At 74.5% G+C, this 20356-nt stretch carries 21 protein-coding genes; 12 read left to right on the top strand and 9 right to left on the bottom strand.

Annotation, left to right across the window (positions count from 1 at the left end; genetic code table 11):
• The first annotated feature begins 236 nt into the window (after positions 1 to 236).
• From GA0070560_RS11765 to GA0070560_RS28675, 3 genes are read left to right on the top strand one after another with little or no spacing between them, the layout of a single operon-like run.
• The gene (locus GA0070560_RS11765; RefSeq protein WP_091294783.1) at positions 237 to 1340 is read left to right on the top strand and encodes a HesA/MoeB/ThiF family protein; all 1104 of its coding nucleotides are present in this window, start codon (positions 237 to 239) and stop codon (positions 1338 to 1340) included.
• Positions 1337 to 2551: a PqqD family protein gene (locus GA0070560_RS28680; protein ID WP_091294781.1), complete on the top strand. Its 1215-nt coding sequence runs from the start codon at positions 1337 to 1339 to the stop codon at positions 2549 to 2551. The genes GA0070560_RS11765 and GA0070560_RS28680 overlap by 4 nt, the downstream gene beginning before the upstream one ends.
• On the top strand, positions 2548 to 3117 hold the full coding sequence (locus tag GA0070560_RS28675) for a thioredoxin-like domain-containing protein (RefSeq protein WP_091294779.1): 570 nt from the start codon (positions 2548 to 2550) through the stop codon (positions 3115 to 3117). Before GA0070560_RS28680 ends, GA0070560_RS28675 begins: the two co-directional genes overlap by 4 nt.
• Before the next feature lie 12 nt (positions 3118 to 3129).
• Here GA0070560_RS28675 and GA0070560_RS11750 read toward each other — a convergent pair whose 3' ends face one another.
• Positions 3130 to 3600 (bottom strand): GNAT family N-acetyltransferase, encoded by a 471-nt coding sequence (locus tag GA0070560_RS11750; protein ID WP_091294776.1) that lies wholly within the window; start codon positions 3598 to 3600, stop codon positions 3130 to 3132.
• A 155-nt stretch (positions 3601 to 3755) separates the two neighbouring features.
• On the opposite strand from GA0070560_RS11750, the gene GA0070560_RS11745 reads away from it, so the two are divergent.
• Positions 3756 to 3947, top strand: coding sequence for a DUF5703 family protein (locus GA0070560_RS11745; RefSeq protein ID WP_088978732.1), 192 nt, complete (start codon positions 3756 to 3758; stop codon positions 3945 to 3947).
• Positions 3948 to 4033: 86 nt separating this feature from the next.
• Here GA0070560_RS11745 and GA0070560_RS11740 read toward each other — a convergent pair whose 3' ends face one another.
• On the bottom strand, positions 4034 to 4699 hold the full coding sequence (locus GA0070560_RS11740; RefSeq protein ID WP_091294774.1) for a hypothetical protein: 666 nt from the start codon (positions 4697 to 4699) through the stop codon (positions 4034 to 4036).
• Between the two features lie 46 nt (positions 4700 to 4745).
• Positions 4746 to 6074: a M20/M25/M40 family metallo-hydrolase gene (locus tag GA0070560_RS11735; protein ID WP_091294771.1), complete on the bottom strand. Its 1329-nt coding sequence runs from the start codon at positions 6072 to 6074 to the stop codon at positions 4746 to 4748.
• A gap of 180 nt (positions 6075 to 6254) precedes the next feature.
• Between GA0070560_RS11735 and GA0070560_RS11730 the strand changes: the two genes are divergently transcribed.
• Genes GA0070560_RS11730 through GA0070560_RS11720 form a run of 3 tightly spaced genes read left to right on the top strand, consistent with a single transcriptional unit; the run spans position 6255 to position 8173 of the window.
• Positions 6255 to 6872 carry a hemerythrin domain-containing protein gene (locus GA0070560_RS11730; protein ID WP_091294769.1) on the top strand — a complete coding sequence of 206 codons (618 nt, stop codon included), beginning with the start codon at positions 6255 to 6257 and terminating at the stop codon, positions 6870 to 6872.
• 58 nt (positions 6873 to 6930) lie between these two features.
• Positions 6931 to 7920 (top strand): LysR family transcriptional regulator, encoded by a 990-nt coding sequence (locus GA0070560_RS11725; protein ID WP_091294766.1) that lies wholly within the window; start codon positions 6931 to 6933, stop codon positions 7918 to 7920.
• A gap of 19 nt (positions 7921 to 7939) precedes the next feature.
• Positions 7940 to 8173: a hypothetical protein gene (locus GA0070560_RS11720; RefSeq protein ID WP_091294763.1), complete on the top strand. Its 234-nt coding sequence runs from the start codon at positions 7940 to 7942 to the stop codon at positions 8171 to 8173.
• A 99-nt stretch (positions 8174 to 8272) separates the two neighbouring features.
• On the opposite strand, the gene GA0070560_RS11715 is transcribed toward GA0070560_RS11720, so the two are convergent.
• From GA0070560_RS11715 to GA0070560_RS11710, 3 genes are read right to left on the bottom strand one after another with little or no spacing between them, the layout of a single operon-like run.
• Entirely contained in the window at positions 8273 to 8623 is a 351-nt protein-coding gene (locus GA0070560_RS11715; RefSeq protein WP_091294761.1) for a DUF3140 domain-containing protein, read from the bottom strand.
• Positions 8623 to 8787, bottom strand: a complete 165-nt coding sequence (locus GA0070560_RS28670) for a hypothetical protein (RefSeq protein ID WP_170839368.1) — start codon at positions 8785 to 8787, stop codon at positions 8623 to 8625. The genes GA0070560_RS11715 and GA0070560_RS28670 overlap by 1 nt, the downstream gene beginning before the upstream one ends.
• 17 nt (positions 8788 to 8804) lie before the next feature.
• Positions 8805 to 11360: an ATP-dependent Clp protease ATP-binding subunit gene (locus GA0070560_RS11710; protein WP_091294759.1), complete on the bottom strand. Its 2556-nt coding sequence runs from the start codon at positions 11358 to 11360 to the stop codon at positions 8805 to 8807.
• 121 nt (positions 11361 to 11481) lie between these two features.
• Here GA0070560_RS11710 and GA0070560_RS11705 point away from each other — a divergent pair, with 121 nt between their 5' ends.
• The 5 genes from GA0070560_RS11705 to GA0070560_RS11685 all read left to right on the top strand — a co-directional run bounded on the left by GA0070560_RS11705 (position 11482) and on the right by GA0070560_RS11685 (position 16623).
• Positions 11482 to 11862 carry a hypothetical protein gene (locus GA0070560_RS11705; protein WP_091294757.1) on the top strand — a complete coding sequence of 127 codons (381 nt, stop codon included), beginning with the start codon at positions 11482 to 11484 and terminating at the stop codon, positions 11860 to 11862.
• 237 nt (positions 11863 to 12099) lie between these two features.
• The gene (locus GA0070560_RS11700) at positions 12100 to 12360 is read left to right on the top strand and encodes a hypothetical protein (RefSeq protein ID WP_088978723.1); all 261 of its coding nucleotides are present in this window, start codon (positions 12100 to 12102) and stop codon (positions 12358 to 12360) included.
• A 9-nt stretch (positions 12361 to 12369) separates the two neighbouring features.
• The gene (locus GA0070560_RS11695; RefSeq protein WP_091294755.1) at positions 12370 to 13284 is read left to right on the top strand and encodes a hypothetical protein; all 915 of its coding nucleotides are present in this window, start codon (positions 12370 to 12372) and stop codon (positions 13282 to 13284) included.
• 34 nt (positions 13285 to 13318) lie between these two features.
• The gene (locus GA0070560_RS11690; protein ID WP_091295050.1) at positions 13319 to 15961 is read left to right on the top strand and encodes an FtsK/SpoIIIE domain-containing protein; all 2643 of its coding nucleotides are present in this window, start codon (positions 13319 to 13321) and stop codon (positions 15959 to 15961) included.
• Positions 15958 to 16623, top strand: coding sequence for a hypothetical protein (locus GA0070560_RS11685; RefSeq protein WP_091294752.1), 666 nt, complete (start codon positions 15958 to 15960; stop codon positions 16621 to 16623). The genes GA0070560_RS11690 and GA0070560_RS11685 overlap by 4 nt, the downstream gene beginning before the upstream one ends.
• A 491-nt stretch (positions 16624 to 17114) precedes the next feature.
• Here the strand turns inward: GA0070560_RS11685 and GA0070560_RS11680 are convergent, their stop codons facing one another.
• The 3 genes from GA0070560_RS11680 to GA0070560_RS11670 all read right to left on the bottom strand — a co-directional run bounded on the left by GA0070560_RS11680 (position 17115) and on the right by GA0070560_RS11670 (position 20297).
• Positions 17115 to 18389, bottom strand: a complete 1275-nt coding sequence (locus GA0070560_RS11680) for a cupin domain-containing protein (RefSeq protein ID WP_091294750.1) — start codon at positions 18387 to 18389, stop codon at positions 17115 to 17117.
• 9 nt (positions 18390 to 18398) lie between these two features.
• Complete coding sequence (locus GA0070560_RS29045; protein ID WP_088978718.1) at positions 18399 to 18704, bottom strand: hypothetical protein; 306 nt, start codon at positions 18702 to 18704, stop codon at positions 18399 to 18401.
• 141 nt (positions 18705 to 18845) lie between these two features.
• Positions 18846 to 20297 (bottom strand): glycoside hydrolase family 10 protein, encoded by a 1452-nt coding sequence (locus tag GA0070560_RS11670; protein ID WP_139131479.1) that lies wholly within the window; start codon positions 20295 to 20297, stop codon positions 18846 to 18848.
• Positions 20298 to 20356: the final 59 nt, after the last annotated feature.

Here is a 20356-nt window from a genome sequence, read left to right as displayed (position 1 = left end):
TGCGACGTGAGCAAGCTCGCCGCGTCGTCCCTCTCAATTCGTTGGAGGAAACCGTGGACCGTAAGACCGACGTCAAGCGCAAGCCGGCCAAGGTCGTCGTGCGCAAGCTGGAGAAGCTCGAGACCACCGCCGCCATCATCGACCCGGGCTGCCGCAACGACCTCTGCGGCTGATCACGTTCCCGACCGGGGCGCGGCTCGCCGCGCCCCGGTCACCCTTCGCGGAGGAGGTCACGGATGCTGCGCCCCCGGATCAAGGGCATCCACAAACCCGTACGGCTGAGCCCCACGCTGATCAGCATCGGCGGTCGGCAGATGGGCATCGGGGCGGAGATCGACGACGAGGACGGCTCGCTGTGGGCGCTGCTCGCCCTGATGGACGGCACCCGCACCCGCGCGGAGATCATCGCCGCGATGCTCGCCCGGCACCCCGGGATGGAGCCGGAGGAGGCGGACGACGCGCTGCGGACGATCATCGACGCCGGCTACGTGGAGGACGCCGCCGCCCCCGTGCCACCCGCCCTGAGCCCGGCCGAGATCGACCGCTACGACCGCGCGCTGACCTACCACGCCTGGGTCGACCTGACCCCCCGTCGGTCCCGGTACGAGGTGCAGGCCCGGCTGAAGGCGAGCAGCGTCGTGGTCGTCGGGCTGGGCGGCACCGGCTCGGCCGTCGCCTCGTCCCTGGTCGCCGCCGGCATCGGGACGGTGCACTGCGTCGACTTCGACCGGATCGAGCCGGCCAACCTGACCCGGCAGCTGCTCTACACCGAGGACGACGTGGGCCGGCCGAAGCTCGACGTGGCCGTGCGGCGGTTGGCCCGGATGAACCCGTACGTGACGGTCACCGGCACGGAGACCCGGGTGGACTCCGTCGAGTCGGTCGCCGCGCTGATGGCCGGGCGGGACCTGCTGGTGCTCTGCGCCGACCAGCCACTGCACGCGATCCGGGACTGGACGAACCGGGCCGCCCTGGAGACCGGCACACCCTGGATGATCGCCCAGTACGCCGGTCCGATGGCGGTGGTCGGCCTCTTCGTACCCGGGCAGACCTGCTGCCAGGCCTGCCTGCCCAGCGTCAACGACCGGCTGCGGGAGCACCACGGCGCCGAGCCGGAGGAACTCTTCCCGTTCACCGGCCACGCGGTGATCGCCCCGACGGCCAACCTCACCGGCCACCTGGCCGCGCTGGACGCGGTCTACCACCTCGGCGGCATCCCCACGACGACCCGGGGGCGGATGTTCCACCTGAGCCTGACCGACCTGACCTACCACTACGTGGTGAACCCGCGCCCGGGGCGCACGTGCGGAACCTGCGGCTGGGTCGAGGAGGAGGCGTGAGTGGGCTCGGGCTCGACAGCCGGCCCCGCGTCGGCAACCTGGTCGTCCGGCAGGAGGACGAGGACGAGTACGTCGTCGGCGACCCCGCCACCGGCACCTTCGTCGTCGTCGGCGAGGTGGGGGCCCGGCTGGTCGAACTCTTCGCCGCCGGCCGCTCGGTGGCCGAGGCCGCCGACGAGGTGGAGCGCCAGACCGGCGAGCCGGTCGATGCCCTGGACTTCGTCGAGGTGCTGGTCGAGGCGGGCGTCATCGACGGCCGTCCGGACGACGCGGCGGCGGCCCCGCCGGCCCGGTACTGGTCGGTGTCGCGGATCCCCGCCCGCCTGGTCCGGCCCCTGTTCGGCCGGGTGGCATGGACCGGTTACGTCGCCGCGCTGCTGGCCACGCTGGTGATGTTCGCCGCCGAGCCGTCCCTGCTGCCGCACTACGAGGACACCTTCATCTTCCCGGACGTGGTGCTGAGCCTGCTGATCACCAACGTGGTGGTGGTCGTCCTGACGATCGTGCACGAGGTGTGGCACGCCCTGGCCGGGGCGGCCGTCGGGGTGCCGTCCCGGTTGCGCGTGGAGCGGCGGGGCATCTTCCCGGTGCTGGAGACCGACCTGACCGGGCTGTGGGCGCTACCGCCGGAGCGGCGCTACGGTCCGTTCCTCGCCGGCATGGCCATCGACTCGGTACTGCTCTTCGCCGCGGTCGCGCCCCGTTTCGCCTGGTCGCGCGGCTGGGTCGAGCTGCCGCCGGAGCTGGTCCGGTTCCTCGCCATGGTGGTGTTCAGCCAGGCGGTCAAGCTGGCCTTCCAGACGCTGGCCTACCTGCGCACCGACATGTACCTGGTGATGGCGACCGCCACCGGGTGCCGGAACCTGCATCAGATCACCCGGTTGTCCCTCAAACGCCGGATACGCCGGCTCACCGCCGAGGAGAACGCCATTCTGCACAACGCGCACGGAACCGATCTTCGGGTGTCGCGCTGGTACCGGCTGCTCTACCTGGCCGGTCTGATCTGGATGATCTGGTTCGCGATCCACTTTCTGTGGCCGAGCGCGAAAGTCACGTTCGGCTGGGCCGCCGGAGTGCTCATCGGCGCACCACTCGCCAGCGCGTACTGGTGGGAAGGGATCGCGCTACTCGTATTCGCCTCCTTCAACATCCTGCTGCCCCTCGGCGTGATCGTGCGCAATCGTCGCCGGACGAGAAAGGCCCTCGCATGAAACGCAGATGGCTCGGCACGGTGGTCAGCGCCGTCGTCACCGTGCTCAGCGTCGCCACCATGTCGAGCCTGGGCGTCGGGGTGCTCCTCGGCCTGACCGACGACACCGCCGCGCTTTCCTGCGACCGGGTGCCCGGCACCCCGCAGCCGTTCGAGGGCGAGCGGCACATCCCGTACGAGGGCGCGCCGCACGAGCCGTACCGGACCATGCCGCCCACCTCCGGGCCGCACTCCCCCCGGGTGGTCGTCCCGGGCATCTACCGCGACCCGGTGCCGGCGGAGTTGCAGGTGCACGTGCTGGAGCACGGACATGTGCTGGTGCAGTACGCCCCGGACGTCCCGGCGGCCGACGTCGACGCGCTGGAACGCCTCGGCCGACGCCACCCCCGGGACGTGGTGGTCGCGCCGTACCCGGCCCTCGGGCAGGGCATCGGGCTCACCGGCTGGCAGCGCCTGCACCGGCTCGACCGGCTCGACGAGCGGGCCGTCGAGGAGTTCGTCACGAAGGTGGCGGGGCGCTACGACCACGGCTGGCAGGACGGGGCCACCGACTGCGTGTCGTCGTGAGCCGCCGCGTGCTCACAGCCGCTTGCGCATCTGCACCGCGGTGACCTCGTAGCCCAGCTTCTCGTACAGGGCGCGCGCCCCGGTGTTGAAGCCGAAGACGCTCAGCCCGATCGACACCGCGCCCCACTCCCGGCACACCTGCTCGGCCGCCTCGGCGATCGCCCGGCCGTAGCCGCGCCGGCGCAGCTCGGGGCGGACCTCGAAGTCGTAGCCGAAGGCGTGCAGGCCGTCGGAGCGCCGCTCGACGTGCAGCCACAGCACGCCGACCTCGTCGTCGCGGTCGTACGCCGTCCAGAGGTGGTGGCCCTCGGTACGCAGCCCGTCGGGCAGCAGCCGAGCGCAGTCCTCACCCGCCTTGCGCCGTGCCTCGGGCAGGGCCATTGCGCCGCTGGCGGCGATGTTCGCGGCGTAGTCGTCCTCGGCCCGCTCGCGGTAGCGGAGGTACTGCGCGTCGGTCATCGGCTCCAGCCGGACGGTCACCATGCCCGCACCCTAGGCGCCGGTCCGGGCGGCGGGCCGCCCTGGGGGACGAATCGGACACGACGCCCGGGCCCGCCCGCCGGACGCGGCGTCGGGCAGCGGCGCGAGCCAACCACCGGGGGTGGCGAACGGCCGCCGGGCTGGGCAGCATGGAACACATGGACTACGAGTACGCGCCGCTGCGGTTGCCGCCGAACGTCGACCGGTTGACCGCCGCGGCGCAGCTGGCGATCCAGGCGGAGTTCTCCGGATGGGAGCTGGCCCGGGTACGGCTGTTCCGGGACGGTACGCGGCAGGTCGTGCTGCGCCGTCGCCGGGTCGCCCAGCCGCAGCCGGGCCTGTCCTACTGAGCGGGTACGCCGACCGGCGTGGCCGCGCGCGTCCCCGGGACCCGGACCAGCCGGTCGGGCCCCGGGAACGGCATGACCAGGTGTGCCTAGTGCTGGTGCCCGGCGTGGTCGTGCTCGTGCTCGTCCTCGTCGAGGAAGGGGTGCTCGTCGAGCCGCCCCACCAGGCGGTCGTCGGCAGCCGGCTGGAACGGACCCACCGCGTCGTCGTCGTCGAAGGACTCCAGGTCGACCGGGGTGCCGACCTCGCTGACCATCACCACGCCGTCGAGCGGCTCCAGCTCCGGCACGTCCAGCGCGCTCAGCGAGCCGTCGCCGCTCTGCAGCAGCTCCAGCACCGCCTCGCCGACCCCCTCGACCGGCGCCGGCTCGTCGTCCTCGGGCGTGCCCTCGCGGCGGGCCGCCTCGGCGACCCGGATCAGCGCGGAGACACTCGGCACCCGGTAGTCGCGGCGCTGGCGCACCGAGATGACCTGCGGGTGCGCGTCGGTGGCCTCGGCCCCCTCGGCGCCGCCGAACCGCTCGTCGGCCTCGTCCGGGTCGATCGACTCGACGTCCCAGGGGGTGACCTCGCCGAACGCGTCGAGCAGCTGCTCGTCGTAGGCGTACGAGGCGTTGTTCAACGCCACGTACGCCTGCCAGACGTCGTCGTCGTCGATCCGCCCCTGGGCCGCGCGCACGGCCGCCAGGTGGGCCCGGGCGGCGTCGATCACACGCTCGAGAGCGGCGTCCAGCTCACCGTGCTGGTCGGTCATGAGGTGATCCCTTCGAAAATGGAGCAGGTCGCGGCACCGGACGAGGTCAGCAGGCGCGCAGGAACCGGTCCAGAACCCGCACGCCGAACTGTAGCCCGTCCACCGGTACCCGCTCGTCGATGCCGTGGAACAGGGCGGAGAAGTTGAGATCGGCCGGCAGCCGCAGCGGGGAGAAGCCGAAACAGCGGATGCCGAGCTGCGAGAACGCCTTCGCGTCGGTGCCGCCGGAGAGCATGTAGGGCACCGGCCGGGCGCCCGGGTCCTCCGCCCGCAGCGCCGCGGACATCGCCTCGACCAGGTCACCGTCGAAGGTGGTCTCCAGGGCCGGCTGACGCTGGACGTACTCGATCTCGATGTCCGGACCGACCAGCTCGCGCAGCTGGCGCTCCAGCATCTCCGACTGGCCGGGCAGGCTGCGGCAGTCGATGGTGGCGGTGGCCCGGCCGGGGATGACGTTGTCCTTGTAGCCGGCGGCGAGCCGGGTCGGGTTGGCGGTGCTGCGGATGGTCGCGCCGATGATGTTGGCGATCGGGCCGAGCTTCGCGATCGCGGTCTCCGGGTCGTCCGGGTCCAGCTCCACGCCGAGGACGTCGGAGACCTCCTCCAGGAAGGCCCGCACGGTCGGGGTGACGGTGACCGGGAACTTGTGCCGCCCCACCCGGGCGACCGCCTCGGCCAGTGCGGTGACGGCGTTGTCGTCGTGGACGAACGAGCCGTGCCCGGGGCGGCCCTTGGCGTGCAGGCGCAGCCAGTCCAGCCCCTTCTCGGCCGTCTCGATCAGGTAGAGCCGCTGCGAGTCGTTGATCGAGTAGGAGAAGCCGCCGACCTCGCCGATCGCCTCGGTGCAGCCGTCGAAGAGCTCCCGGTGGCGCTGCACCAGGAAGTGCGCGCCGTAGTCGCTGCCCGCCTCCTCGTCGGCGGTGTAGGCGAGCACGATGTCGCGCGGCGGGCGGACCCCGGTGCGCTGCCAGTGCCGCACCACGGCCAGCACCATCGCGTCGAAGTCCTTCATGTCGATCGCGCCCCGGCCCCAGAGGTAGCCGTCGCGGACCTCGCCGGAGAACGGGTGGACCGACCACTCGTCGGCGTCGGCCGGCACCACGTCGAGGTGGCCGTGCACCAGCAGGGCGTCGCGGCCCGGGTCGGTGCCGGCGATCCGGGCGACCACGTTGGCCCGCCCCGGCGCCGACTCGTGGATCTGGGCGTCGAGACCGACCTCGGCGAGCTTCTCCGCGACGTACTCGGCCGCGCGGCGCTCCCCGGCGCTGGTGGCGTTGTCACCGGTGTTGGTGGTGTCGATACGCAGCAGGTCACGGCAGAGTTCCACGACCTCGTCGGTGGGGTCGGGTCGGGCGGAAGCGGCGTCGCTCGTCATCGCCTCTTTCTACCAGTCGGCCCGTGCGCCACGGCGGCCCGGCCGCCGGTGGCCGGGCCCGCGTGCCCGGCGCGGCGAGTTTCACCATCAGCGGGTACGGGTACCGCGTCGGCGTCCCCGCACCGCCCGTCGCGCCGGCCGTTCCCCCAACGCCCCCGGCCGCCCGCCGAGGAGGGCACCATGTCCGTTCCCCTGCCCCCGCTGCCCCCCGCCGCCGACGACGCCTACCGGCCCGGCGGTCACAGCGTGGCCGACCTCGCCGACACCGAGCACCGTCAACTGCTCGGCCTCGCCGGCCAGGTCGACGACCCGGAGCTGGACGGCGAAGGACGCCGGGAGGTCGTCGAGGTGCTGACCGCCGCGGTCTCGCGCCACCTCTCCGCCGAGGAGCAGTACCTGCTGCCGGCCGTGCGGGCCGCGCTGCCCGAGGCCGCCGACCGCGTCGAGGCGGTGCTGGCGGGGGACGCCGCGCTGCTCACCGTGCTGAAGGCGGTCACCGGCCCGCAGGACGGCACGTTGGCCGAGGTGGCCGAACGGGTACGCCACCACGTCGACGAGGTGCGGGTGCTGACCGCGCGGCTGCGCGAGGTGACCTCCGACGCCGACCTGATCCGGCTGGGCAACCGCTGGGAGATCGCCGAGGAGGCCGCCCCGACCCGCCCGCACCCCGGCACCCCGGCGAGCCCGCCGTGGAACCGGGTGGTCGAACCGGCGCTGGGTGTGGTGGACAAGGTGCGCGATGCGGTCACCGGACGGCGCACGTACCCGGCCGATCTCCACCGCGACTCGGGGGAATGACGTACGCCGATCCGTTCGGGGCCTTCCCCCGGCCGGTGCGTGGTCCTACCGTCACCTTATGAACCTGGAGCTGCGGCACCTGCGGGTGGTCTGCGCGATCGCCGAGACGGGGAGCGTGACCAAGGCGGCATCCACCCTCGGCCTGGCACAACCGGCCCTGACCGCGCAGCTCCAGCGCATCGAGCGCACACTCGGTGGGCCGCTGTTCGAACGGGACCGGCGAGGCGCCCGCCCGACCGCGCTCGGCGAGCTGGTGCTGGCCCGGGCCCGGGTGCTGCTGCCGGCGATGAAGGGCCTGCAGGACGAGGCGGCCCGGCTGGCCGGGCAGGACGGCGCCCTCGGGCGGTACCGCTTCGGCGGGGTGAACAGCCCGATCCTCGGACGGCTGGTGCACCGGCTCACCGCGGAGCAGCCCCAGGCGCAGATCACCACGTACGCCTCCTGGTCCGGCGACGAGCTGGCCTCGCTGGTGGCCGGCGGACGGCTGGACTTCGCGTTGACCGGCGTCTGCGGCGACGCTGCCCCGCCGACCGAGTTCGGCCTCAGCTGGCGGGAGGTGGCGGTCGACCCGGTGCTGGTGCTGCTGCCCGAGTCGCATCCGATGGCCGACCGGGACGAGGTCAGCCTGGCCGAGCTGCGCCGCGAGCAGTGGGTCGCCGCGCCCGGCGACGGATGCTTCGGCGACTGCTTCGCCGCCGCCTGCGCCCGCGCCGGCTTCACCCCACGCAAGGTGTACGAGGCCGACGTACGTGGCTGCATGGACCTGGTGGACGCCGGGGAGGCGGTGGCGCTCTGCCAGGCCACCTTCCGCCCGGTGGCCGGCCTGGTGACCCGCCGGCTGGCGGGCACGCCACTGCGCTGGCGGCTGCTGCTCGGCTGGCACCCCGACTCCCCCGCCGCCCGGGTCGCCGAATCGGTGCTGGAGCACGCGGTGGCCGCGTACACCGACTCCCTGGCCGCGCACCCCGACTACCTGGCCTGGCTGCTGCGGCACCCGGACTTCGGCGCCCGTACGGTGCCCGCCCAGCCGGGGGTGCGAACGGCGTGACGACGGGTATCAGGCCGGTATGACCGATCTCTACCCCGCCGCCGACCAGCGGGAACTGCTGCGTCAGGCCGCCGCCGCCCACACCGCCGCCGCTCGTGACGTGGAGGCTTTCCTGCGTCGACTGCCGGAGGTGCCCGACCCGGCCGACATCACCGAGTACGCCACCCTGCTCAGCCGGGAGGAACGCACCCTGGCCGACCGTCAGGCCGCCGCCGACGCCGCCGGCCTGCAACTGCCCAGCGTGGAGTCCTGACCCCGACAGCGGTGGGGCCGTCGTCGGGCTCGCCGCCGCCGGGTGCGACGAGCGGCGCCCGCGGACCGCAGCGGTCCGCGGGCGCACGCCGTGGCCGGGTCAGCGTTCGACGAGGACGTCGTGGCCCAGGTCCAGCAGGGAGTGCCGCCACTCGTCGTCGGCGTTCCCGCCGCGCGGCTTCTCCGCGGTCAGCGCCCGGATGCGGTCGATCGCCTCCCGCATCACCGCGATGTCCTCCGGGGTCAGGTCCACCTTGCGTTTGCTGAGCACCCGCAGGATTTGCCGGCCGGGCTCGGGCAGGTCGAGATCCGGGTTCGGCCCGAACGACTCCTCCCCGGAGCCCCGGGTCAGCAGCCACTGCCGCAGCTGCTCGGAGGGGACGTTCACCTCGGCGTGGAAGTCGTCCCAGATCACCTCGACCTCGGGGTCGAGTCGCTTCTCGCGTACCATCACGCCTCCTCTTCCGGTCGCCCGGACGGCACCGGGTCCCCGTCGTCGCTCTGCTGCTTCAGGCCCTCCGGCGGCACCTGGACCCGGGCCGGGTTCGCCGTCGGAGGCGCGAGGATCGGTTCGGTGCGCTCGGTGCTCTCCCTGGTCTCCTCCGGTTCGGTCATGTCGTCCGCCCTCCGGATCATCGTGGGTGGGACGTGGTGGCCGCGGTGTAGCCACGGTCACCGGCGGCCACCTCGAAGGCGAGCCGGCCGTCACGCGCGTCGACGGTGACCTTCTGGCCGGGAGAGATCTCGCTCTCCAGCAGCATCCGGGAAAGCCGGTTGTCCACCTCGCGCTGGATCACCCGGCGCAGCGGGCGGGCCCCGAACTCCGGCTGGTAGCCGTGCTCGGCGAGCCAGTCGACGCCGGCCGGGGTGAAGTCGACCTGGACGTCCTGGGCGTGCAGGCGGCGGCGGGTCTCCTCCAGCAGCAGCCCGGTGATCTGGCGCAGCTGCTCGGCCTCCAGCCGGCGGAAGATGATGGTCTCGTCGATCCGGTTGAGGAACTCGGGGCGGAAGGTCTCCTGGAGCCGGCGCATCAGCCGCTCGCGCAGCTCGTCGGTCTCCGCCGTACCGCCCGGCTCGCCCGCGCCGAAGCCCACCGCGCGCTGGGTACCGGTGATCAGCTCCGCGCCCAGGTTGCTCGTCATGATCAGCACGGTGTTCTTGAAGTTGACCGTCCGGCCCTGCCCGTCGGTGAGCCGACCGTCGTCGAGCACCTGGAGCAGGACGTTGAACACGTCCGGGTGCGCCTTCTCGATCTCGTCGAGCAGCACCACCGCGTACGGGCGCCGGCGCACCGCCTCGGTGAGCTGGCCGGCCTCCTCGTACCCGACGTATCCGGGGGGCGCCCCGACCAGCCGGGCCACGGTGTGCCGCTCCTGGAACTCGCTCATGTCCACCCGGACCATCCGGTCGGCCTCGCCGAAGAGCGCCTCGGCCAGGGCCCGGGCCAGCTCCGTCTTGCCGACACCGGTGGGGCCGAGGAAGAGGAAGCTGCCCATCGGCCGTTCCGGGTCGGCCAACCCGGTCCGCGACCGGCGCACCGCCTCGGCGACCGCGGTGACCGCGTCGTCCTGCCCGACGACCTTCGCGTGCAGCTGGCCCTCCAGCCGCAGCAGCCGGTCCCGCTCCTCCTCGGTGAGCTGGCTGACCGGGATGCCGGTGGCCCGGGACACCACCTCGGCGATCTCCTGCGGGCCGACCGACGGTACGTGGTTGCCGACCTCCCCGTCGCCGCGGGCCCGACGGATCTGCTCCTCGATCTCGGCGAGCCGGTCGCGCAGCGCGGACGCCTTCTCGTACTGCTCGTCGGCGACGGCCTGCTCCTTGTCCCGGCGTACCTCGTCGAGCTGCTGTTCCAGCTCCCGCACGTCCGAGGCGGGGGTGCGGGTACGCAGCCGCACCCGCGCGCCGGCCTGGTCGATGAGGTCGATCGCCTTGTCCGGCAGGAACCGGTCGGTGACATACCGGTCGGAGAGCTCGGCGGCGGCGACCAGCGCCTCGTCGGTGAAGCGGACCTGGTGGTGCGCCTCGTACCGGTCGCGCAGGCCACGCAGGATGGCCACGGTGTCCTCGACGGTGGGCTCGGGCACCAGCACCGGCTGGAAGCGCCGGGCCAGCGCCGCGTCCTTCTCGATGCTGCGCCGGTACTCGTCCAGCGTGGTCGCGCCGATCACCCGCAGCTCGCCCCGGGCCAGGGCCGGCTTGAGCATGTTCGACGCGTCCATGCCCCCCTCGCTGCCGGCGCCGCCCGCGCCGACCAGGGTGTGGATCTCGTCCAGGAAGATGATCAGCTCGTCCCGGTGGGCCCGGATCTCCTCGATCACCTTCTTGAGGCGCTCCTCGAAGTCGCCCCGGTACCGGGTGCCGGCGACCAGGCCGGCGAGGTCGAGCTGCACCACCCGCTTGCCGAGCAGCGTCTGCGGCACGTCGCCGTCGCAGATCCGCTCGGCCAGCCCTTCGACGATGGCGGTCTTGCCGACACCCGCCTCGCCGATGAGCACCGGGTTGTTCTTGGTCCGCCGCGACAGGATCTCCACCGCCTGCTCGATCTCGTCGGCCCGTCCGATCACCGGGTCGATCTGGTCGTTGCGGGCCAGGTCGGTGAGGTCCTGGCCGTACTGGTCGAGGGTGGGGGTGCCCCGGTCGGGCTTCGGGCCGGGCATCGGGCCGCGCTCGGCGCTGGCCGCCTGCAACGACTCGGGCTGGATGCGACCGGCGGCGAGCATCCGACCGGCGGGCGACTCCGGGTTCAGCGGCAGCGCCATCAGGATGTGCTCGGGTCCGATGTAGTTCGCCCCCATCGCGCGGGACAACTGGTGGGCGTCGAGCAGCGCCCGCTTCGCCGCCGGGGTGAGCGAGAGGTTCGGCGGCACCTCGCCCCGGGGCGCGCCCTCGCCCCGGCCGCCGAGGGCGTTGACCAGGGCGTCCGGGTCGGCACCGGCCCGGCGTACCAGGTCGCGCAGCGGCTCGCGCTGCAACGCCGCCCAGAGCAGGTGGTCGGTGTCCAGGTCGTTGCTGTGCTTCTCGGCGGCCCGGCGGGCCGCGTCGGCCAGCATCTCCCGGGCGTCGGCGGTCATCAGCCGGGTGATGTCGACCCGGTGGGCCGGTCGGCGTCCGCCCTCTCCCCGGCCGAAGTACCGGGCCAGGAACTCGTCCCACGGGTCCGAGCCGAAGTCACCGGGTCCCATCATCTCTGTCCTCCGCAGTCGGGGCGCGGCACGGTCGCCGAGGCGACACCGCGGGCGCGGCACGGTCGCCGGTGGCTACCCGGCGGCCGGCGCGGCAAACGCCACCGAGTGGCAGGCTGGGGGCATGGACAACCGCCCCCTGCTGATCGTCGACGGCGCCAACGTGGTCGGCTCCCGGCCCGACGGGTGGTGGCGGGACCGGGCCGGCGCGGCGGCCCGGCTGCGCGACGCGCTGGCCCCGCTGGCCGTTCGGGGCCTGCCGCCCGAGTTGCCGCCGCCGCTGGAGGTGGTGCTGGTGGTGGAGGGGGCGGCCCGGGAGGTCCCCGGGGCCGAGGGGGTGCGCACCGTCCCCGCGCCCGGGTCCGGCGACGACACGATCGTCGCCCTGGTCCGCGACGCCCCGCAGCGCCGCCGCCTGGTGGTCACCGCCGACCGCGAGCTGCGTACCCGGGTCACCGCCCTCGGTGCCGAGGTCCACGGCCCCCGCTGGCTCCCCCGCCCCTGACCGCCCCCGCCCGGCCCCACGCCGACATCTTCATGATCGACGCGACGGGGGGCGGGGGCGGGTCCTGTGGGTGGGACCGGGTGGGGCTCGGGTGGGACCGGGAAATCGGGCGATGGACGGGTTCGCGCACGTCGGGGACGGAACGGGACAGCCGGGCCGGGACACCCGCAGGCCGGATGTTCTCCACCGCGCAGGGATGCGTTGTAATGGACGTCTCCCCGCCCCCAGGAGGTCATCGTGGCGAGCGTCGCCGAGCTGAAGGCAGCCATCGAGGTCGCCCTCCAACAGATCGGGGACGGTCAGACAGCGGTGCAGGCTGCCGGGGAGAAGCTCTCCGAGGCGCAGCAGACCCTGGCCGGAGCCTTGGAGGGCAGCGGGCACGAGACCGTGGAGGCCGCCCAGGCCTCGCTCACCCAGGCCGGCCAGGAGCTGGAGGAATGCCTCGCCGCGACCCTGGTCGCGGTGGAGCAGGCGCAGCTCTACGTCTCGACGCTCTGAGCGGCCGCCGTGTCCATCGTGGAGGACGTCGGGGCGCAGGTACGCGCCGCCGCGGAGGAGTTCCCCCTCGCCCAGCTCGCGCTCGCGCTGGAGAAGTTCGGCCAGGCCACCGAACGGCTGCGCTGGGTCCGGCAGGAGTCGGCCGACCCGATGGGGGTGCCGGAGCTCTCCGCCGCCGTCGAGCACGCCGAGGCGGCCGGGCACGCGCTGCGGGTGGCCCAGGAGCAGCTCACCGCGTACCTGGCGGCGATCGGGCTCGCCCCCGACGGCGCGTCCCCGCCACCGGCCACCGACCGGGCCCCGAAACACGACGCGCCCCGCGAGGACGGGCCGCCACCCGCCGCGCCGGCGGCCGAGCCGACGGCCGACCCGACGGTCAAGCGCTGGTGGTCGGTCCGGGTGGCCGAGCTGACCGGCAGGACGGAGGGCCCACCGGACGAGCCGGACGAGCGGGTCGCCGATTCCCGGGAGCTGCTGCGCCGGGTGGTGGACGGCGTCCGCTCCGGCGACCGGGACCGGCTGCACCGGGAGCTGCGGCGCGCGCACGCCGACGTCGGCCTCGGCATGGCGGCCCTCGCCCCGCCCCTGCTGCGCGACCTGGCCGGGGAACTGCTCGGGCATCCGCCCCGCGCCGACGACCTGGGCCGGCTGCGCGGCGAACTCGACGGCCGGGTGCGCGACCTGCTGCCCGGCCTGCCGCCGCCGGTGCTGGGCACCCTGCTCACCCGGATCTGCCGGATGCCCCCGCCACGCCGGGGCGAGGGCGAGGAGCAGCCACACGCCGCCGACCCCGCCGTGACGGCCGGGGTGGCGACCGGGGTGCTGCTGGCCCGGCTGGGCCGGGACCTGCCCCGCGCCGACGAGCCCGACCCGCGCCGCCAGCCGGTGCCCGACCGCCGGCCCGACGGCGGACGCCGTGGTTGACCTGCGCGGGCACCTCGTCTCCCGGGTACGCGGGATGCTCTCCGAGGCCCTCGGCGCCACCCGTACCCGGTTGGCCGCCGCCGAGACGGAGCTGACCGGCGCCCGGGAGCGGCTGGCCCGGACGCGGCGGGCCGCTGCCGCCGTACCGCAGCGGGTCGCCGCGGAGCGGGACCGGCGGTTGGCCGAGATCGACGACCGGCACGCCGCACGGATCGGCGAGCTGGCCCGCCGCACGGCCGCCGCCGCGCTGCGGGAGGCTCCGGGTGCGGCGTCCGCGCCCTGGCCGGACTGGCAGGCGACGCCGGCCGCGCGGGGCGAGCCGGTCGGTCCGGTACGGGTGGGCACGCTGCGCATCCCCGGCGCGGAACCGGTCCCGGCGCTGGTGCCGCTGCTGGACGCCGGGCACGTGCACCTGGCCGGGACCGACCGCCACGGCGGCGACGCCGTGGTGTCCGCGCTGCTGCTGCGCGGCGTCGGCCGAGTCGACCCCGGCGCGGTGCGGCTGCACGGGTACGACCCGGAGCACCTGGGCGGCGGGCTGGCCGGGTTCGCCCCGCTCGGCACCGCCGGGCTGCTCACCTTCGTCGGCCCCGGCGGCCTGGGGCGGCTCTTGGACGACCTGGTCGAGCAGATCCGCCGGATCAACGAGACCGTCCTCGCCGGCGAGTACGCCTCGCTGCGCGAACTGGCCGCGGCGACCGGCCGCCGGCCCGAGCCGTGGCGGGTGGCGGTGCTGCTCGGCGGGGACGAGTTGTCCCGGCACGAGCGCGGCCAACTCGACCGGGTGGTGCGCACCGGAGCGGCCTGCGGCGTGCACCTGGTGGTCCGGGGAATCGACCTGCCGGACGACCCGACGCTCATCCGGATCACCGCCGACCCGGGCCAGGCCCGGGTGGGTGGCCCGAGCGGCCTGCCGGTACGCCTCGACCCGCCGCCGCCGGCCACGCTGGTCACCGAGACCTGCCGGGAGATCGCCTCCCGGGTCAACGCCGGCCCCCCGCCGACCCCCTTCACCGACCTGCTGCCCCCGCCGGAGCAGATGTGGAAGGACGACTCGGCGCACGGGCTCACCGCGCCGATCGGTGAGGGACCGCACGGCCGCCCGGTCCTGCTGACCCTGGGCGACTACCCGCCGCACGCGCTGATCGGGGGCCCGTCCGGCACCGGCAAGACCAACCTGATCTTCGCCTGGATCGGCGCGCTGGCCGCCCGGTACTCCCCCTCCGAGCTGGAGTTCTACCTGCTCGACTTCAAGGAGGGGGTGTCCTTCGCCCGGTTCGCGCAGGGCCGGCGCGACCCGAGCTGGCTGCCGCACATGCGACTGGTCGGCATCAACGTCAACACCGACCGGGAGTTCGGGCTGGCGCTGCTGCGCTTCCTCGCCGAGGAGCTGCGCCGACGCGCCGACGCGGCGAAGAAGCACGAGGTCACCAAGCTCGCCGAACTGCGGGCGGTGGACCCGACCGGGCACTGGCCGCGGATCGTGGCGGTGGTGGACGAGTTCCAGGCGCTGCTGGCCGGCCGGGACGTGGTGGCCCGGGAGGCCGCGGACCTGCTGGAGGACCTGGCCCGGCGTGGCCGCTCGCAGGGCATCCACCTGGTGCTCGCCTCGCAGGACGTGCGCGGCATCGAGGCGCTGTGGGGGCGGCCGGCGCTGGTCGCCCAGTTCACCCTGCGGATCGCGCTGCCGAAGGCGCTGCGGATCCTGGCCGAGCGCAACGACGCCGCGCAGGCACTGCCGAAGTACCACGCGGTGGTCAACGCCGAGTCGGGGATGACCGAGGGCAACCAGGTGGCGCGGATCCCGTCGGCCAGCGACTGGGAGACCTGGAGCGAGTTGCAGCACCGGCTGTGGCGGATGCGCCCGGCCGACGCCGCCCCGGCCCGGCTCTTCGACGGCGACGCGGTCCCCCGGCTGGCCGACGCGCCGGACTTCCGGGCGCTGACCGCGCCGACCGGTGACAGCCCACCCCGAGGTCCGGTGGCGCTGCTCGGGGAGATCATCGACGTGCAGGCCCGCTCGGCGGCGCTGCGGCTGCCCCGGGCGCCCGGACGTAACCTGGCGGTGCTCGGCACCCGGGTCGACGAGGCGTGCGCGGTGCTCGACGCCGCCGCCCGCTCCCTCGCCCGGCAGCACCGGCCCGGCACCGCCCGGTTCTCCATCGCCTGCCTCGACCCGGACGCCGACCCGGCGGCCCGCGCCCTCTACGAGGACCTGGCCGACGACGCCTCCTGGTACGACGAGGAGACGGTGCCGGAGCTGATGGCCGAGACGGCTGAGACGCTGACCCGGCCGGGCACCCCGGCCACCCCGCACTACGTGCTGCTGTTCGCCGTCGACGCGGCGGCCGGGGCGCTGTCGGTGTCGGTCGGCGGGCGTACCGGCCTGGACCGGCTGCGCCGGATCCTGCACGACGGGCCGGAGCGGCGTACCCACGTGCTGGCCTGGTGGCGCGGAGTGGCCCGGATGCGGGCGGACCTGGGTGGGCCGGCCGCCCGCACCGACCAGATCGGGGCGTGGGTGGCGCTCGACGTGCAGGGCGGTGAGCTGGGCTCGGCGCTGTACCCGGGCAGCGGTGGGCCGGACTGGTACCCCCGTCCGTGGCGCGGGCTCTTCTTCGACCGCGCGGTGCACCGCACCGGACAGGTCATCATCCCTTATGGTCCGTCCCGATGAACGAACCGGTCGCCAGTGACTCGTACGCCGCTCACGTCCGCCGCCTCGCCGAGCTGACCGGCCGGGTCCGGGCCCAGCGCGCCGAGGCGCAGGCGTGGCACGACCAGCAGTGCGCCGCCGCCGACCGGGCGGTGGCCGAGGCGGCCGAGCAGCTGCGCCGGGCCGAGGCGGAGGTGGCCGAGGCGCGGGCCATGGTGGACCGGGTGGACGCCGAGGTGGGTCACCTCTGGGCGGAGCTGCGCGGCCGGGTGGGGCTGGGCACCCGTCGCCTGGGGCCGCCGCCGGGGCCGGCGCGGGACGCCACCGGCGACCCGGTGGCGTCGCTGCGCGCGGTACGGAACCTGTTGGACCGGGCCGGGCAGCCGGGCGAGCTGCCGGGCTCGGCGAACCCGCTGCTGGCGCTCTGCGGGGTGGCCGGCGCGCTGCTCGCGTACGCCCTGGGGGCCGGCGCCCGCGCACTCGGGCTGCGCTACGGCGGCGACCTGGCGGCGGGGATGCCGGTGCTGGCTCTGGTGGTGACGCTGCTCGGCCCGCTGGTGGGGTTGGCCCCGGCGAAGCGGCTGGCGGACCGGCGGCACGCGCTGCTCGGCCCGCGCCCGGCCGCGATCGTGCTGATCGCCGGGTTGGCGACCACCGTGACGCTGCTGGTGGCGACCCGCTGACACCTGCGCTCCCGGGTCACCGCGGTCGGTGGCAGGTGGCTACCGCGGTTGCCGCTACTGACCGTGCGGCTCACCGTCCGTGACGTCGACGGTGGGAGGCAGGTGGGGATCATCGACGCTTTGCTCTGCACCCGCGGACGCACCATCGCGTTGACCAGGGCTTTTCGGGGTCGCGGCCATCCTCCGGGTTACCCCTCCCGGTGACGCTCCGCGTCTGGCGCGTCGGCGGGTGCAGAGCAAAGGCGGTGCTGGAAGGAACCGGAGCCGGCAGGCCGGTCACTCCGGGTGACCTGCCCGCCCAGCGCATCGGAGAGGTGCGGGGCGCACCGCCCGGCCACCCTTGGAGACCTGCCGGCGGGAGGGGACGCGCCTGTGCCCCGGGTGAGCGGCTGAGCACGCCGGCCGGCAGGACGGTGCCGATGGAGTCCGACCCACCGCCGCCACCGCTGCGTGGGCCCGCCCGCCCCGGCAGAGGGCTGGCCGCGGGCGCGTCACTGGGCCGGAACGGCGACCGCCTCGCGCAGCAGCCGGCGGGCCAGCACCAGCCGGTCGGCGTCATCGTCCAGTCCGGGCAGGTCCCCCACCCGGGTCACCTCGCCGGTGAGCAGCGCGCGCAGCGCCGCCTCGCACTGTCCGGGCAGGGTGATCGTCCGGTCGACCAGACGCAGCGCGACCCTGCCGTCGCCGGCCGGGGCGAGCTGCCAGCGCAGTCCGCCGCGCAGGGCGATCCGGTGGTCCGGGTCGAGCGCGGCGAGCGCGGCCGCCTGCGCGAGGGGCCGGATCGGCGCCGGCCGGGCCGCCGGCCACGCCCGTCGGCGCAGCCCGGCGGCCACCGCGGCCGGGTCGGCACGCAGCAGCCAGTCCCGCAGCGCCTCGACGATCTCGGTGAGTTCGGGCTCGATCGCGTCCGGGTCGGCGACGTCGGTGCCGAAGGGCAGGCCGGCCCGCAGCCGGGGGTCCTCGGCGGCGAGCGCCATCAACTCCTCGACCAGGGCGTACCGGGTCAGCGCCCGGATGCCGACGGTCAGGTGCAGCGAACTGGACTCCTGCGCCTGGGCGCTGTGCAGCCAGCCGCGCGGCAGGTAGAGCGCGTCCCCCGGTTCCAGGACCACGTCGAGGGCGGCCGGGCCGGTGGCGGTGGCGGAGACCTCGTGGGCCCGGCCACCCCACGGCTGCTTCTCCAGCGGGTCGGGCAGCACCGGCGGATGGATCCGCCAGTGCTTACGGCCGTCGACCTGCAGGACGAACACGTCGTGGGTGTCGTAGTGGGTGGCGAAACCCTGGCTGCCGGCCGGGGTCAGGTAGGCGTTGACCTGGAGCGGCTGGGCGAGCGCGGCGCCCAGGTCGCGGGCGAAGTCGACCAGGGCGGGCCAGGTGCGGTGCAGGCCCTGCAACACCAGGGTCGCGCCGGAGGCGTACAGCTGAAGGACCTTCTCGTCGAGGACCTGGTCACCGATCTCGGCACCCGCGCCACCCCCACCGGTGTAGCGGGCCGCAGGCACGAGCTGGCCGTCCTTGGCCACCCGCAGGAACGGGGTACGCAGGCCGCGTCGGCTGAGCAGCTCGTCGGCGTCGGCAGGGCTGAGCAGGTCGGTGAAGCCGTGCGGGTGGGGCAGCTCGTCGGCCCGGGAGAGCAGCGGCTCCCGGCCCCAGTACGCGGCGGCGAACTTGGCCGGCTCGACGCTGACGCAGCGCGCGAGGGCCGATGCGGCGGTAGACGGAACCGCCGGGCGGCAGTGGCCGCCCGGCGGGTCGATGCTCGTCACGACGCTCCGTCAGGAGGCGCTGCCGTCGGCGCCACCGTCCTGGTGACCCGGGGTCGCGCCACCGTCGGCCGGACCCTCGGCACCACCATCGGCGCCACCGTCCTGCTGGCCCGGGGTCGCGCCACCGTCGGCCGGACCCTCGGCACCACCATCGGCGCCACCGTCCTGCTGGCCCGGGGTCGCGCCACCGTCGGCCGGACCCTCGGCACCACCATCGGCGCCACCGTCCTGGTGACCCGGGGTCGCGCCGCCGTCGGCCGGGCCCTCGAGGCCGCCGCCGCTGGTGGTCTGCATGTCATCGTCGTTGAGTGCCATGGGTGCTCCCTCGGGTGTGCCGCCCCGCCGTAGGTCGGGGTTCGTCGTGCAGCGGGTGGTACCCCACGCGCAATCTTCTCTAACCACACCGTAGACGGCCGGGCCCGGCGTTCGGGACGGTTCGCCGGGCCTCGCCGTCGTTCAGCCGTTGCGGCAGGTCGCGCCGTTGAGGGTGAAGGAGGCAGGAGTCGGGTTGGACCCGCCGTGGGTGCCCTGGAACCCGAAGCTCACCGTGCCGCCGGCCGGCACCGTCGCGTTCCAGCCGGCGTTGCGGGCGGTCACCTGGGCGCCGGACTGGGTCACCGTGGCGTTCCAGGCGTTGGTCACCTGCTGGCCGGCGGTGAAGGCGAAGCCGACGGTCCAGCCGTCGAGCGCGGGGCCGTCGTTGCGGACCCGGACCTCGGCGGTGAAGCCGTTGTTCCAGGAGTTCGGGACGTAGCTGACCACGCACCCCACCGGGGCCGGGGTGGTGGGGCCGGGCGTGGTCGGCGACGGTGAGGTGTTCGGCGTGCTGGGTGGGGTGGTCACTCCCCCGCCGAGCGCCTCGGCCACCGCCTGGTACGCCGGCTTCGGCGCGTAGTTGTCGTCCCAGATCAGCGCCGCGCCCTGCCCGGGGAAGACCTGCGGGATCCAGGAGTACCGGTCGGTGATGCCCCAGGTGGTGACGCCGGCGCAGCGGCTCACCGCCAGGCAGGCGGTGACCACCTTCCGGTAGTCGGCGGCCTGGGTGGCGAGGTTGGCCGCGGTGGCCGGGGTGGGCATCCGGATGTCCAACTCGGTGATCCGGACGTCGACGCCGAGGTCGGCGAAGCGCTGGAGGTTGGCCTGCAGGTCGCCGGGCACCTGACCGACGATCAGGTGCGCCTGGAAGCCGACGCAGTCGATCGGCACGCCCCGGGACTTGAAGTCCCGGACCAGGTTGTAGATCGCGGTGCTCTTCGCGTTGACGCCGTCGGTGCTGTAGTCGTTGATGCAGAGGTCGGCGGCCGGGTCGACGGCGCGGGCCGCGCGGAACGCCTCCTCGATCCAGCCGTTGCCGATCCGCTGCTGGAAGACGCTGTCCCGGCGTCCACCCGAGCCGCCGTCGGCGAACGCCTCGTTCACCACGTCCCAGGCGAACACCTTGCCCCGGTAGTGACCGGCCACCCCGGCGATATGGTCCCGCATCGCCTGCAGCAGCTCGGGCCCGGACAGGCCGGACGCCCAGCCCGGGAGCTGGGAGTGCCAGACCAGGGTGTGACCGTACAGCTTCTTGCCGCCGGCCGCCGCGTAGTCGGCGACGGCGTCGCCCTGGGCGAAGGTGAACTGGCCACGGGTGGGTTCGGTGGCGTCCCACTTCATCGCGTTCTCGGCGACGACCAGGTTGAACTCGGCGTCGGCGATCTGCCGGTACGCGCTCTCGGCGAGCCGGTCGGGGGCCAGTGCGAAACCGATGTCGCGGCCCTTGGCGTCGGCCAGGCTCTTCAGGCTGGTGGCGGCCTCGGCGGTGCCGGGTCGGCTGACTGTGACGCCGACGGCGAGCACGGTGGCGGCGGCGAGCACGGTGGCCAGCACGGCCGACCGGGCCCGACGGGAGGTGTGGTGGATGCGCATGCGGTCCCTGTCCTTCGTGGAGGTCGGCACGACGGTGACGACCGGTGACGAACGACGAT

Source organism: Micromonospora halophytica (assembly GCF_900090245.1).
GTDB lineage: Bacteria > Actinomycetota > Actinomycetes > Mycobacteriales > Micromonosporaceae > Micromonospora > Micromonospora halophytica.
Note: the sequence above shows the minus strand (reverse complement) of the source record. Positions and strands in the feature narration are given on the sequence as shown.